This window comes from Streptacidiphilus jeojiense (genome assembly GCF_000719095.1).
Classification (GTDB): Bacteria; Actinomycetota; Actinomycetes; order Streptomycetales; family Streptomycetaceae; genus Streptacidiphilus; species Streptacidiphilus jeojiensis.
Genome location: NZ_JOEH01000033.1, coordinates 20,492 through 33,011 on the forward strand (window position 1 = coordinate 20,492; position 12,520 = coordinate 33,011).

The window sequence follows — 12,520 nt, forward strand, 5'->3', positions numbered from 1 at the left end:
GGGCTCAGGCCGCCGGTGCGTCCGCGACGCCGCGCAGCACCAGGGCGACGGTCGCCTCGGTGATGGCCTCCGGGTCCTCGGCCGCGCCCAGCTCCAGCCGCTTGACCGCGGCCTGGACGATGCCCTGCACCAGGGACGCGGTCAATCCGGGCCGCGCGTGCCCCAGTTCGGCCAGTGCGCTGACGACCAGGGCGACGAACTGGCCGTGCGAGGCGCGGATCCGCTCGCGGGCGGCGTCGTCCAGCTCGCCGGCCGAGATGGCGGCCAGCGCCCGGTGCCGTGGGTCACCGGCGAGCGCCAACTGGGCCCGCACATAGGCCTCGACCCGTCCGGCCGGGGTGTCGGCGAGGGCCACCGCGTCGACGATCTCCGCGGACCAGGCCGGGAAGTCCACCGCGCAGAGCTCCTCGACCACGGCGGCGCGCGAGCGGAAGTACTCGTAGACGGAGGAGCGGGCCAGACCCGTCCTGGCCGCGAGTGCGGGGAAGGTCAGCGCCTCCATGCCGCCTTCCGAGAGCAGCGCCCGGGCGGCCTCCAGCAGGGCGTCGCGCTGGAGTCGGCGATGCTCGACGAGGGTGGCGGCTCGGATCTTCGGCACGGCGAACAGCTTAGACCGACGGCACGGCGGCACGGACGGCGGTTCTCGGACGTCAGCGGGCGTCGGAGAGTTTGGCGCGGAGCTGCAGCACCGCCTTGGTGTGGATCTGGCTGACCCGGCTCTCGGTGACCCCGAGCACCTGGCCGATCTCGGCCAGGGTGAGACCTTCGTAGTAGTAGAGGCTGACGACGGTCTTCTCCCGGTCCGGGAGGGTGTTGATGGCACGGGCCAGCAGCCGTCGCAGTTCCCGGCTCTCGGCGACCTCCACCGGGTTGTCCGCGGCGGGGTCCTCCAGGGTGTCGAGCAGGCTGACCCGGTCGCTGCCCTCGCCGCCGCCGTGCGTCAACTCGTCGAGGGCGACCACGTTGGCGAGGGACAACTGGCTGAAGATGGTGTGCAGATCGTCCAGCGGGATCCCCATCTCCGCTGCCACCTCGGGGTCGTTGGGGGTGCGCCGCAGGGCGACCTCCAGCGTGGCGTAGGCGCGTTCGACCGCCCTGGCCTTCTGCCGGACCGAGCGGGGGATCCAGTCCAGGGCCCGGAGTTCGTCGATGATCGCGCCGCGGATCCGGCTGATGGCGTACGTCTCGAACTTGATGGCGCGTTCCGGGTCGAACTTCTCGATGGCGTCGATGAGTCCGAAGACCCCGGAGGAGACGAAGTCGGCCTGTTCCACGTTGGCCGGCAGGCCGACGCTGACCCGGCCGGCCACGTACTTCACCAGCGGCGAGTAGTGCAGGATCAGTTGCTCGCGGAGCCGCGGGTCGCCGTCGGCCTTGTAGGCGCGCCACAGGGCGTCGAGGGCGCGCCGCGGCTGGTCGGCGGCGCTCTGCGCGGGGAGCTTCGCCACCACGGGTGCGGCCGGGCCGGTGGTCGGCACGATCGGGGAGGGGGCCGGGGTCGGGGCAGCGGTCGGGGACGGGTTCCCGGACGGGCTCGGGTTCGGGGACACCGGTTCCGCGGACAGCGAGGCCGAGGCCGGGTGCGGCGCCGGAGGCCGCGGTGCTGCCGAGGGGTGCGCGGTGGGCGGTGCCGTCGCGCCGGAACGGGCTCCCGGAATGCACTCGTTGTGGGCCTCCGCATGGGGTGCCGCCCGCCGTGTCCGCACCGGCGCCGGGCGCTGGCCGGTGGTGAGCGGTTCGTCCCCAGGGAAGTTCGAGTACGTGGGCATTCGTTGTCTTGTGCCGTTCTGCTGATCCATCGGCCCCGTTCAGCCGAGCGGTTGTGAGCGTAGCGTGACCGGACGCTCTCTGAGTGCTATCCACAACGGGCGCTCGCTCGATCAGGTGGGTCGCAGTGAACATTCAGGAACGCGCCGGGGCGCTCACGCCAGGCGCCAGTGCGAGCCCTCCCGCTCGACCAGTCCCAGCGAACCGAGCTCGTACAGCCTGTGCAGCACGGTGTCGGGCGACAGGCCGGCTCCGCGGACCAGTTGCTCGACCGGGGCGCCGCAAGGGCCGGCCGGGATCGCCTCCAGCACCAGCAGCGCCTCCCCTCCGATCGCGTCCAGCGGAACCGTCGGTCCTCGGCGCGTCGGCGCCAGGTCCACGCCGATCCCGCCGACCTGCTCGATGACTTCGGCGGCGTCGGTCACCAGGGCGGCCCCGGCCCGGACCAGTGCGTGCGCGCCCACCGAGAGCTCCGAAGTGACCGGCCCCGGTACCGCCATCACCAGCCGGTTGAGGTCCCGGGCGCGACGCGCGGTGCTCAGGGCGCCGCTGCGCCGGGCCGCCTCCACCACCACCGTGCCGCGGGTCAGTGCGGCGATCACGCGGTTCCGCAGCAGGAATCTGGGCTTGGTGGGGTGAGCGCCGAGGGGAAGCTCGCTCAACAGCAGCCCCTGGTCGGCGATCCTGGTCAGCAGCGCACCGTGACCGCGCGGATAGACCTGGTCCACACCGCAGGCGAGCACCCCGACAGTGATGCCGGTGGCCGCGAGCGCGCCGCGGTGCGCCGCCGCGTCGATGCCGTAGGCACCGCCGGAGACGACGACCCAGGCGGCGTCGGCGAGGTCGGCGCTGAGCCCGGTGGCGACATGGGTGCCGTAGGCGGTGCAGGCCCTGGCCCCGACCACGGCGACCGAGCGCAGGGCGAGCAGCCGCAGCGAGGCTCCTCCGCGCACCCAGAGCGCGATCGGACGGGCCGGACCGAGGTCGTCCAGCTGCGAGGGCCAGTCCTCGTCCCCGGGGCAGACCAGCCGGGCACCGAGCCGCGCGGCCCGGTCGAGGTCGGCCGCCGGATCGACGCCCGCCGCGCGGGCCTGATAGCCCTCGCTGCGGCGACGGAGCGCTGCCGGAAGGCCATCGCCCCGGGTGAGCCGCCGGGCGGTCTCGACCGGACCGTGCTGCTGGATCAGCAGTCCGGCGGCCTCATCGCCCGGTTCGACGATGCGGCACAGGGTGGCCCGGGCCAGCCGCTCGGCCTCGGGTACGACGCGGACGTCCGCGCGGGTGTCGGTCAGCACGGGCTGTCCTCCGATCGCAGGGTCAACGGGGCAGGCCGCGGCTGATACCGCTGCGGAGGGCGAGGGCGGTGCGGACCTCGTCGCGTTCGGGACGGTCCAGGCCGGCCAGGTCGGCGGCGGTCCAGGCGACCCGCAGCACCCGGTCCAGGCCGCGGGCGGTGAGCAGTCCGCGCTCCATGTCCCGCTCGGCGTCCCGCAGCGCGCCGGGGGCCAGCCGCCAGCGGGTACGGAGCTCGTGCCCGGGCACCTCGCCGTTGGTGCGCCAGGGTGTGTCCTTGAGCCTGGCCGCGGCGCGGTCCCTGGCTGCCAGTACCCGGGCGGCGACCGTCGCGGTGCTCTCGGCGGTGGCATCGCGTTCCATGAGCTCGACCCTGGTGACCGCGTCGACCTCGACCCGCAGGTCCACCCGGTCCAGCAGCGGACCCGACAGCCGCCCTTGGTAGCGGCTGACCATGGTCGCGGTGCAGTCGCACCCGTCGCCCCGTCGGGACCAGCGGCCGCAGGGGCAGGGGTTGGCCGCCAGCATCAGCAGGAACCGGGCGGGCAGCCGCAGCGATCCCGCCGAGCGGGCCACCACCACCTCGCCGGACTCCAGCGGCTGGCGCAGCGCGTCCAGGACCCGGACCGGGAACTCCGGGGCCTCGTCCAGGAACAGCACGCCCCGGTGCGCCAGCGAGACCGCGCCGGGACGCGGCAGTCCGCTGCCGCCGCCGATGATCGCGGGCATGGTGGTGGAATGGTGCGGGGCGCAGTAGGGGGCCGCGCCGAGCAGCGGCTGTCCGGCGGGGAGCAGGCCCGCGACCGAGTGCACCGCGGTGACCTCCAGCGCCTCCTGCTGGGTGAGCGGCGGCAGGATGCCGGGGAGGCGCTCGGCCAACATGGTTTTGCCGGCACCTGGCGGCCCCTTCAGGTAGAGGTGGTGGCCGCCGGCGGCGGCGATCTCCAGGGCGCGGCGGGCCTCGTACTGCCCGGCGATGTCGGCGAGGTCGCGGTGGTCGGGTTCGTCGGCGGAGCGGCTGCGGACGCCGAGACCGGGGAGGGAGAGCCCGGCCAGGGCGTTGTCCGGGCGCTCGGCGCCGACCCCGGCGGCGCCCTCGGCGGGCTCCTCCTCGCCCGTGAGGCGCCCGGTGAGCAGGCCGAGCAACTGCGCCAGGGTGCGGACGCCCAGCACGCTCATCCCGGGCACCAGGGCGGCTTCGGCCGCGGTCTGGCTGGGCACCACCACCCGCTCGTAGCCGGCGTCGGCGGCGGCGAGGACCGCGGGCAGCACCCCGCGCACCGGACGGACCCGACCGTCGAGGCCCAGCTCGCCGATGAGCAGCAGCTTGGCGATGGCGGCGGGGTCGAGCACCTCGGCGGCGGCCAGCACCGCGCAGGCGATGGCGAGGTCGAAACCGCTGCCGCTCTTGGGCACCGAGGCGGGCGAGAGCCCCACGGTGAGCTTGCGCTGGGGCCACTTCTCGCCGGAGTTCACCACCGCCGCCCTGACCCTGTCCTTGGCCTCGCTGAGGGCCTTGTCGGGCAGCCCGACGATGGTGAAAGCGGCGACGCCGGGCTCCAGGTCGGCCTGGACCTCGACCACCACGCCGTCCACCCCGAGCAGGGCCACCGAGCCGGTGTGGGCGAACGCCATCTCAGCCCACCGCCCCGGGGATGTGGTCGACCCGGGCGGCTCCGCGCGGCGCGTGCACCACGCTGACCAGGTCGATCCGCACCCCGCCCGGGGGCGCGGGCGCCCGCCAGCGCTCGGCGAGCCAGCGCTCCGCGAGCAGCAGCAGCCGGTCCGCCTTGATCGGGTCGACGGCCTCGGCCGGGCTCTGGAAGCCGCGCTCGCTGCGCGTCTTGACCTCGCAGACGGCCAGGGTGTCGCCGTCCATGGCGACGATGTCCAGCTCGCCCTCGCGGCAGCGCCAGTTGCGGTCCAGCACGGTCAGTCCGGCGGCTGCCAGGGCGCGTGCCGCGGCGTTCTCGCCGTAGCGGCCCAGGGCCTGTGTGCGTGCGGTCATCACGATCACCTCCGGTCGGCAATCTGCCGCTTCCGGGGGCGCCGGGCCAGGGGCGGTCCGCAGCCTGTGGACAGCTCGGGGGGTGTGAAAAACTCCGCCGCCCGGCAGGGTGAACCGGACGGCGGAGTGTTGACGAGAGGCGTGACGGGCCGACCGTCAGGGGCCGAAACCGGCCTCGTCGGAGGGGAGTTCCAGGTCGCTCTTGGCCAGTTCCTCCACGTTCACGTCCTTGAAGGTCAGCACCCTGACCTTGCGGACGAACCGGGCCGGTCGGTACATGTCCCAGACCCAGGCGTCAGCCATGGACACCTCGAAGAACACCTCGCCCTGATCCGAGCGGACGTTCAGCTCGTAGTCATTGGTGAGGTAGAAGCGCCGCTCGGTCTCGATCACGAACTTGAACAGCCCGACGACATCGCGGTACTCCCGGTAGAGCTTGAGCTCCATCTCGGTCTCGTACTTCTCGAGGTCCTCGGCACTCATCCCCACGTTCCCCTCAGCTGTGCGTATGTTCGTCCATTGTGGACCACGGGGTGGGACACGGGAGCCGGACCGGACGGTCCGGCGGCCCTGCGGCGAGCAGTGAGGCCAGCAGCGACCCCAGGCCCTCCGGGTAGACGGTCTCGGTGCTGGCCAGCAGTTCCGGCAGCGACCACCACCGCATCTCGTCGACGGTGCGCAGCTCCAGCTCGGTCTGGCCGGAGGCGTCCAGCGCCGTGGTGCCGGTCCTGGCCAGGTAGTACCACTCGTCCTGGTCGAAGCTGCGTCCGTCGAAGCTGAAGACGCTGGCGCGGCGGGCCACCAGCGGTCCCAGCGCGATGCCGGTGATCCCGGTCTCCTCGGCGACCTCGCGACGGGCGGCGTCGGCGAGTTCCTCCTCGCCCTCCACTCCGCCGCCGGGGGTGAACCACCAGGTGCGTCCCGGCACCAGCGGGTCGAAGCCGTGCAGCAGCAGGATCCTTTCGGCAGGGTCCAGCAGCAGCACCCGGGCCGCCCTTCGGCGCAGCACCGCCACCGGTCACCTCCGTACGGTCAGGAGCTGCGGCCCCTCTTGGCGGACCGCTTCCGCAACTGTGCCACGACCGTACCCGCCGCCGCGCTCAGCAACACCAGTGCGGCGCCCCCGATGATCGTCCACTCCAGTTCCGGCAGCGGGCCGTGGGCGGTGGCGGCCGGCCCCGGCACCGCGTCGAAGGCGCTGGTGCGGCCGATGGTCCTGGCCGTCGACAGCGGCCAGACGGTGCCCTCGACCCTGGCCTTGACCTCGGACTCCGGGATGGTCCCCTCGGTGATCTCCAGATGCGAGCGCGAGTCCAGCGAGACCGAGCGGTTGTCGCCCATCAGGAACAGCCGGCCGGCCGGGACCTTGGCGCTGAACGGCTTGTCCCCCAGCAGCACCGCGCTCGAACTGGAGGTGTTGACGTAGGACTCGGTGACCGGCTTCCCGTTGACCGTGGTGCGCCCGGCCGAGTCGCAGCAGGCGACGGTGTCGCCGCCGACCCCGATCACCCGCTTGACCATCGCCGAGGTGCCCCAGACCGGGTCGCTGAAGACGATGATGTCGCCGCGGCCGACCTGGCTGCCCTTGACCGGGTGGGCCAGCACGGTGTCCCCGGGATGCACCGTCGGCGCCATCGAGTCGGTGGGGACCGAGTACGGCCGGTACTGGACCGCCAGCAGGACGAATCCGCCGACCAGCGCCAGCAGGCCGACGGCTATCCCGATGCCCTGCAGCACTCCGTCGACCCGCAGTCGCCGTACCGCCATCTCGCCGCTCCCCAGCCTCGTTGCCCGAACCACCGGCACGGCACCCGTACCGCACCCGTACAAGCGGAAGGCCGCAGGACGTCCCAGCAGATTACTGGTCGGTACCGCGGCCTTCGCAAGGGCTGCCGGCGATCAATCCTGACCGCGGCGCCGGCGCAGCCGGATCCGGCGCTGCAGGTAGGTGAGCGGGACGGCGCCGATCAGTCCGGCCACGGCCGGCTCGTTCACCAGCAGGGCGCCGGCCTGGGTGCTGATCCCGGACTGGCTGAAGGTGGACGGGATGGGCAGGGTCGCCCAGTGCGAGATCGGCCAGGCGATGGTGAAGGCACGGCCGACGACGTCGGAGTCGGGCACCGAGCCGCCGCCCGGCTCGTCCATGTGGTACCGGGAGTCCAGCGAGTCGTTGCGGTGGTCGCCCATCACCCAGATGGAGTTGGCGGGGACCTTCAGTGGGCCGAAGTTCTTGTCGCCGCACGGGGTGGCGCCGGGATAGATGTACGGCTCGACCAGGGCCTTGCCGTTGACGTACACCGGCCCGGTGCCCTGGCAGCTGACGGTGTCTCCGCCGACCGCGATGACCCGCTTGATCAGGTCCTTCTCATTGGCGGACGGCATCAGGCCGATCCAGCTGAAGACGTCCTGGATCCCGCGCACCAGCGAGTTGCTGCTCTGCTGCTGTGACGGCTCGTCGGAGAGCCAGTTGCCGGGGTCGTGGAAGACGACGACCTCGCCGCGTGAGGGCTTGCTGCCGAAGTGCGGGGTGAGCTTGTCCACCAGCACCCGGTCGTTGATCCGCAGGGTGTTCTCCATGGACCCCGAGGGGATGGAGAAGGCCTGCACCAGGAAGGTCTTGATGAGCAGGGCCAGGACCAGCGCGACCACGATCAGGATCGGCAGCTCCTTCCAGAAGGAGCGCTGCTTCTTCTGCTTGCCCGCCTTGAGCGGCCCGGGCTCTCCCTGTGTCCCGTTCTCCAAGAAATCGTCCGCGCCGTCCCCGTGGGGGTCCGCCGCTCCTGCGGTCTGATCGCTGCCCGCGTCTCCACGTCCGGTGTCGTCCACGGACCCAACGGTAGTGGCCGCCGAATCCTTGGGCTCGCCGACACCCGCGCGGGCACCGATCCCCAGTGGTCCTTCGGGCAAGACCGGCTCCCCCACGTCGTCTCCTCATGTCGCCAGGCGGGCGGGTCGCGCCCACGCGTGTCGCTGAACCGAACCCGTCACCGCTCGGGCCGGGTGCGACTGCGGCGGCGTCCCGGGAAGCGGGGCACAGTCGCAGCCAAACCCATAACGAGCGGAAGTTCCCCAGGAAGCGGTCCGGACGCTGCTGCGGACGATACTTGACGAAGACTTTGATCTGACGCGGGGGCCGCCGCGGTCGGGGACGCCACCGGGAACGACTGCACCGGCAGGCTCCGCCAGTGCGAGATCGGCCAGATCACCGCGACGGCGCGGCCCACCACGTCGGATTCCGGGACGAACCCCCCGTCCGGATCGGACAGGTGGTAGCGCGAGTCCGCCGAGATGTCCCGGTGGTCGCCCATCACCCAGAGCTTGCCGGCCGGGACGGTCACCTTGAAGGCGATCCGGGAGGGGACCTCACCGGCGAAGACGTAGGGCTCGTCCAGCGCGGTGCCGTTGACGGTCACCCGGCCCTTGGTGTCGCAGCAGGCGACGGTGTCGCCCGGGACGCCGATGACCCGCTTGATCAGGTCCCGGTCCGAGGGCAGCAGGCCGACGAAGGTGAACACGTTCTTCACCGCGGTCAGCACCGGTCCGCTCTTGGGGACCGGGTCGTCCTTCAGCCAGTTGTCGGGGTCCTTGAAGACCACCACCTCGCCGCGCTGCGGCTTGGCCCCGAACCAGGGTGAGAGCTTGTTGACGACCACCCGGTCGCCGATCCCGATGGTGGTCTGCATCGATCCCGAGGGGATCGAGAACACCTGCACGAAGAAGGTCTGCAGGGCCAGGGTTATCACCAGGGCCACCACGATGATCAGGGGTATCTCGCGCAGCAGCGAGCGCTTCCGGCGGCGCTTGGCGCGCTTGGCGGCGCGACGGCGCTCCGCCCGCCCCCGCTCCGCGCGGTTGCCACCCGCAGCTCCGGCGGGGGCCGTCTCGACCCTCGGTGCCTTGTTCTTACCCCTGCTGCCCATGACCGGCGCCCTTCCGCAGTTCCGACGCCAGCGTCGCGAACGCCGCGGGACGGTCCACCGAACGCCAGTGTCCGACCGGGAGGACCACCCAGTCGACCCTTCCGATCACTTTGTCGACAGGAACGAACCCGCCGCCGGGGTCGCCGAGATGGTCCCGCGAGTCGCTGGAGTCGGACCGGTGGTCGCCCAGGACGAACAGCCGCCCGGCCGGCACCTTGATCGAGAACGGCACCTGTGACGGGGCGTCACCCGGGTAGAGGTAGCCGCTCTCGTCCAGCGGCACTCCGTCGACGCTCAGCCGCCCCTTACTGTCGCAGCAGGTCACGGTGTCGCCGCCGACACCGATCACCCGCTTCACGAAGTCGTCGCCGTTGGCGTCGCCGCTGCCGGACGCCCCGTCGTCGATGAAGGAGCCGCGGCCGTCGAACACCACCACGTCGCCGCGCTGCGGGCTGCCGAAGCGGTATACCGCCTTGTCGACGATCACCCGGTCACCGATCCGCAGGGTGCCCTCCATCGAACCGCTGGGAATCCCGAACGGCTGGGCCACGAACATGTTCACCAGGAACAGCACCACGGCGCAGACCACCGCCAGCAGGGCCACGTCCCGCAGCACTCCGCGCACAGCAGAGGACCGCGGCCGGGCCTCCGAACCCTCGGGTTCGGAGGAGCAGTCGCGGTCCTCGGGTGCTTCTTGGGTTTCCATCGCCGCAGCAGCCTAAGGCACCGCGGTATGAAGGAGACTCAGCGGTCGCGCTTCTCCTTGATCTTCGCGGCCTTGCCGCGCAGGTCACGGAGGTAGTACAGCTTGGCGCGACGGACGGCGCCACGGGTCACGACCTCGATCTTCTCGACGATCGGGGTGTGCACCGGGAAGGTGCGCTCGACACCGACGTTGAAGCTGACCTTGCGGACCGTGAAGGTCTCGCGGATGCCGTCGCCCTGGCGGCGGATGACGACGCCCTTGAACTGCTGGACACGGGAGCGGTTGCCCTCGATGACGCGGACGTGCACGTTGACGGTGTCACCGGCGCGGAACGCGGGGATGTCGGTGCGCAGCGAAGCCGCGTCGACAGCGGTGAGCAGGTTGCTCATGATGTGTCTCCATCGCAGGCGCCACGGGCCACCCACGGAAATCGTGTGAAATGGTTGCGCTGTGTGCCGCTCGGTTGGCGGTGTCTCCCCCGTGGCAGGGGCACCGTGCCGGCTACTGCGACGGTTGGGTCGCGGGCCGGCCGAGGACAGGCAGCAATCGCCTATTGTTCCACACCGTCGGGGGTGCGGAGAAATCGGCCGTCGGACTCGCTCCAGCGCAGGCCCATCTCCTCCAGCGCCCGCAGGTCGTGCTTGTCCATGCCGTCGCGCCGCCAGCGCTCCACCAGGTCCGGACGCATCGCCAGGGTGCGGGCGAAGGCCTGCTCCCGGCGCCAGCGGGCGATCTTCCCGTGGTTGCCGCTGAGCAGCACCTCGGGGACCTCCCGACCGCGCCACTCGGCGGGCTTGGTGTACACCGGGCCCTCCAGCAGGTCGGTCATCCGCCCCGGTGCGAAGGAGTCGTCCTGGTGCGACTCGGCGTTGCCGAGGACCCCGGGCAGCAGCCGGGCCACCGCCTCCACGATCACCAGCACCGCGACCTCGCCGCCGGCCAGCACGTAGTCGCCGATGGAGACCTCGACCACCGGCATGGTCTCGGCGGCCTCCTCGATCACCCGGCGGTCGATGCCCTCGTAGCGGGCCGGGGCGAAGGCCAGCCAGGGGCGTCCGGCCAGCTCCTGGGCCAGCTCCTGGGTGAAGGGACGGCCGCTGGGGGTCGGCACCACCAGGGTCGGCACGGCGCCGTCCTCGGGGCCGGCCGAGGCCACGACGCCCTCCAGGGCGGCCGCCCAGGGCTCCGGCTTCATCACCATGCCGGGGCCGCCCCCGTACGGGGAGTCGTCGACAGTGCGGTGCACGTCGCTGGTGTGCTCGCGCAGCCCGTGCAGCCGCACGTCCAGCCGGCCGCTGGCGCGGGCCTTGCCGACCAGGGAGACGTTCAGCGGTTCGAGGTACTCGGGGAAGATCGTGACCACGTCGATGCGCACGGCGGTCGCCCTACTCGGAGGCTTCGGCGTCGTCGCGGGCGGAGGCGACCTCGGCCTGGTCGGTGTCGATCAGACCCGGGGGCGGGGTGAGCACGATCCGCCGCCGTTCCATGTCGATCTCGGGGACGATCTCGGTGACGAAGGGCACCAGCACCTCGGAGCCGTCCGGCCGCTGCACGCTCAGCAGCTCCTGCGAGGGCAGGTGCGCGATCTCGGTCAGCTCGCCGACCGGAGTGCCGTCGGCGAGCACCACGGCCAGGCCGATCAGCTGGTGGTCGTAGTACTCCTCCGGGTCGTCCGGACGGTCCTCGGGGTCGATCTCGGCGATCAGCATGGTGCCGCGCAGCGCCTCGGCCCCGTTGCGGTCGTTGACGCCCTTGAAGCTGAGCAGCAGCCGACCGCTGTGGTAGCGGCCGTCCGCCACGGTGAGCGGTCCGGCCGTGGCCGGCTCGGTCAGCAGCACGGCGCCGGGGGCGAGCCGCAGGTCCGGCTCGTCGGTGCGTACCTCCACCGTTACCTGGCCCTTGATGCCATGGGCACGGCCGATCCGGCCGACGACGAGCTGCACGGTGCGATCTCCTGTTTGGAACTGCGGATTGTCGGTGGAAAAGGCTCGGGGCCGGTCAGGACGATGTCCTGACCGGCCCCGAGTGGTGCCCTGTGCCTAGCGCACGCCGTCGACGTCGACCAGGTCGACGCGGACGCTGCGACCGCCGAGGGCGGTGACCACGGTGCGCAGAGCACGCGCGGTACGGCCGCCCCGGCCGATGACCTTGCCGAGGTCCTCGGGGTGCACCCGCACCTCGAGGATGCGGCCCCGGCGCAGTTCACGCGAACGCACCTGGACCTCGTCCGGATTCTCGACGATGCCCTTCACCAGGTGCTCGAGGGCTTCCTCGAGCATGATCAGGACTCGGTGGCCGGAGCAGCGTCGGACTCGGCGGCGGCCTCGTCCTTCTTGTCCGACTTCTTGGCCTTCGGGGTGATGGCCACACCGGTGGTGGAGTCCTCGAAGCCGGCGACGGCCTTCGCGAACAGGTGCGAGAAGTCGGTGACCTTGGGCTCGGCGACCTTGAGCGGCGCCGGGGCCGGCAGGCCCTTGAACTGCTGCCAGTCACCGGTCAGCTTGAGGATCGCGAGCACGGCCTCGGTCGGCTGCGCGCCGACACCCAGCCAGTACTGCGCGCGCTCGCTGTCGACCTTGATGATCGAGGGGTCGTAGGTCGGCTGGTAGATGCCGATCTCCTCGATCGCGCGACCGTCACGCTTGGTGCGGGCGTCGGCGACGACGATGCGGTAGTGCGGGGAGCGAATCTTACCGAGACGCTTCAGCTTGATCTTGACTGCCACGGGAGTGGTTCTCCTGGATTTGACGTGGGTGAGCAGCCGCGCATTCCACGTGGGGTTGCGGCTGCTGGCTGCTCGACGGACACGTCAGCCGGAGGAGAGAG

The 12,520-nt window shown here is 71.8% G+C and carries 16 protein-coding genes; all 16 read right to left on the bottom strand.

The window, feature by feature from the left end:
* Nucleotides 1-4: 4 nt before the first annotated feature.
* Complete coding sequence (locus IF29_RS0134615) at nt 5-598, bottom strand: TetR/AcrR family transcriptional regulator (RefSeq protein WP_030263823.1); 594 nt, start codon at nt 596-598, stop codon at nt 5-7.
* A gap of 52 nt (nt 599-650) precedes the next feature.
* Nucleotides 651-1,451 carry an RNA polymerase sigma factor WhiG gene (gene whiG / locus IF29_RS0134620; protein ID WP_051726431.1) on the bottom strand — a complete coding sequence of 267 codons (801 nt, stop codon included), beginning with the start codon at nt 1,449-1,451 and terminating at the stop codon, nt 651-653.
* Between the two features lie 471 nt (nt 1,452-1,922).
* A complete protein-coding gene (dprA, locus tag IF29_RS0134625) occupies nt 1,923-3,062 on the bottom strand; it encodes a DNA-processing protein DprA (protein WP_198037644.1) in 1,140 nt (379 codons plus the stop codon).
* 22 nt (nt 3,063-3,084) lie between these two features.
* Complete coding sequence (locus tag IF29_RS0134630; protein WP_030263834.1) at nt 3,085-4,695, bottom strand: YifB family Mg chelatase-like AAA ATPase; 1,611 nt, start codon at nt 4,693-4,695, stop codon at nt 3,085-3,087.
* A gap of 1 nt (nt 4,696) precedes the next feature.
* Complete coding sequence (locus tag IF29_RS0134635; protein ID WP_030263835.1) at nt 4,697-5,068, bottom strand: YraN family protein; 372 nt, start codon at nt 5,066-5,068, stop codon at nt 4,697-4,699.
* A gap of 156 nt (nt 5,069-5,224) precedes the next feature.
* The gene (locus tag IF29_RS0134640) at nt 5,225-5,551 is read right to left on the bottom strand and encodes a DUF2469 domain-containing protein (RefSeq protein ID WP_030263837.1); all 327 of its coding nucleotides are present in this window, start codon (nt 5,549-5,551) and stop codon (nt 5,225-5,227) included.
* 13 nt (nt 5,552-5,564) lie between these two features.
* Entirely contained in the window at nt 5,565-6,074 is a 510-nt protein-coding gene (locus IF29_RS0134645; RefSeq protein WP_380524872.1) for an NUDIX hydrolase, read from the bottom strand.
* 26 nt (nt 6,075-6,100) lie between these two features.
* On the bottom strand, nt 6,101-6,835 hold the full coding sequence (gene lepB, locus IF29_RS0134650) for a signal peptidase I (protein WP_030263842.1): 735 nt from the start codon (nt 6,833-6,835) through the stop codon (nt 6,101-6,103).
* Between the two features lie 132 nt (nt 6,836-6,967).
* Nucleotides 6,968-7,894, bottom strand: a complete 927-nt coding sequence (gene lepB, locus IF29_RS0134655; protein WP_380524863.1) for a signal peptidase I — start codon at nt 7,892-7,894, stop codon at nt 6,968-6,970.
* A gap of 158 nt (nt 7,895-8,052) precedes the next feature.
* Nucleotides 8,053-8,988 (bottom strand): signal peptidase I, encoded by a 936-nt coding sequence (gene lepB / locus IF29_RS0134660; protein WP_051726422.1) that lies wholly within the window; start codon nt 8,986-8,988, stop codon nt 8,053-8,055.
* Nucleotides 8,972-9,694 carry a signal peptidase I gene (gene lepB / locus IF29_RS0134665; protein WP_030263850.1) on the bottom strand — a complete coding sequence of 241 codons (723 nt, stop codon included), beginning with the start codon at nt 9,692-9,694 and terminating at the stop codon, nt 8,972-8,974. Before lepB (IF29_RS0134665) ends, lepB (IF29_RS0134660) begins: the two co-directional genes overlap by 17 nt.
* A 38-nt stretch (nt 9,695-9,732) precedes the next feature.
* Complete coding sequence (gene rplS / locus IF29_RS0134670; RefSeq protein WP_030263853.1) at nt 9,733-10,083, bottom strand: 50S ribosomal protein L19; 351 nt, start codon at nt 10,081-10,083, stop codon at nt 9,733-9,735.
* Nucleotides 10,084-10,244: 161 nt separating this feature from the next.
* Nucleotides 10,245-11,069: a tRNA (guanosine(37)-N1)-methyltransferase TrmD gene (gene trmD, locus IF29_RS0134675; RefSeq protein ID WP_030263855.1), complete on the bottom strand. Its 825-nt coding sequence runs from the start codon at nt 11,067-11,069 to the stop codon at nt 10,245-10,247.
* A 10-nt stretch (nt 11,070-11,079) separates the two neighbouring features.
* Nucleotides 11,080-11,637 carry a ribosome maturation factor RimM gene (gene rimM / locus IF29_RS0134680; RefSeq protein WP_030263858.1) on the bottom strand — a complete coding sequence of 186 codons (558 nt, stop codon included), beginning with the start codon at nt 11,635-11,637 and terminating at the stop codon, nt 11,080-11,082.
* A 96-nt stretch (nt 11,638-11,733) separates the two neighbouring features.
* Nucleotides 11,734-11,973: an RNA-binding protein gene (locus IF29_RS0134685; protein WP_030263860.1), complete on the bottom strand. Its 240-nt coding sequence runs from the start codon at nt 11,971-11,973 to the stop codon at nt 11,734-11,736.
* 2 nt (nt 11,974-11,975) lie between these two features.
* A complete protein-coding gene (gene rpsP, locus IF29_RS0134690; protein ID WP_030263863.1) occupies nt 11,976-12,419 on the bottom strand; it encodes a 30S ribosomal protein S16 in 444 nt (147 codons plus the stop codon).
* Nucleotides 12,420-12,520 lie beyond the last annotated feature (101 nt).

What these genes read in the sequence shown, in the direction of transcription:
- IF29_RS0134685 (WP_030263860.1), bottom strand. Translation starts at nt 11,973, where the DNA reads ATGCTCGAGGAAGCCCTCGAGCACCTGGTGAAGGGCATCGTCGAGAAT.
- lepB (WP_051726422.1), bottom strand. Translation starts at nt 8,988, where the DNA reads ATGGGCAGCAGGGGTAAGAACAAGGCACCGAGGGTCGAGACGGCCCCC.
- IF29_RS0134630 (WP_030263834.1), bottom strand. Translation starts at nt 4,695, where the DNA reads ATGGCGTTCGCCCACACCGGCTCGGTGGCCCTGCTCGGGGTGGACGGC.
- IF29_RS0134635 (WP_030263835.1), bottom strand. Translation starts at nt 5,068, where the DNA reads ATGACCGCACGCACACAGGCCCTGGGCCGCTACGGCGAGAACGCCGCG.
- rplS (WP_030263853.1), bottom strand. Translation starts at nt 10,083, where the DNA reads ATGAGCAACCTGCTCACCGCTGTCGACGCGGCTTCGCTGCGCACCGAC.
- lepB (WP_030263842.1), bottom strand. Translation starts at nt 6,835, where the DNA reads ATGGCGGTACGGCGACTGCGGGTCGACGGAGTGCTGCAGGGCATCGGG.
- IF29_RS0134640 (WP_030263837.1), bottom strand. Translation starts at nt 5,551, where the DNA reads ATGAGTGCCGAGGACCTCGAGAAGTACGAGACCGAGATGGAGCTCAAG.
- lepB (WP_030263850.1), bottom strand. Translation starts at nt 9,694, where the DNA reads ATGGAAACCCAAGAAGCACCCGAGGACCGCGACTGCTCCTCCGAACCC.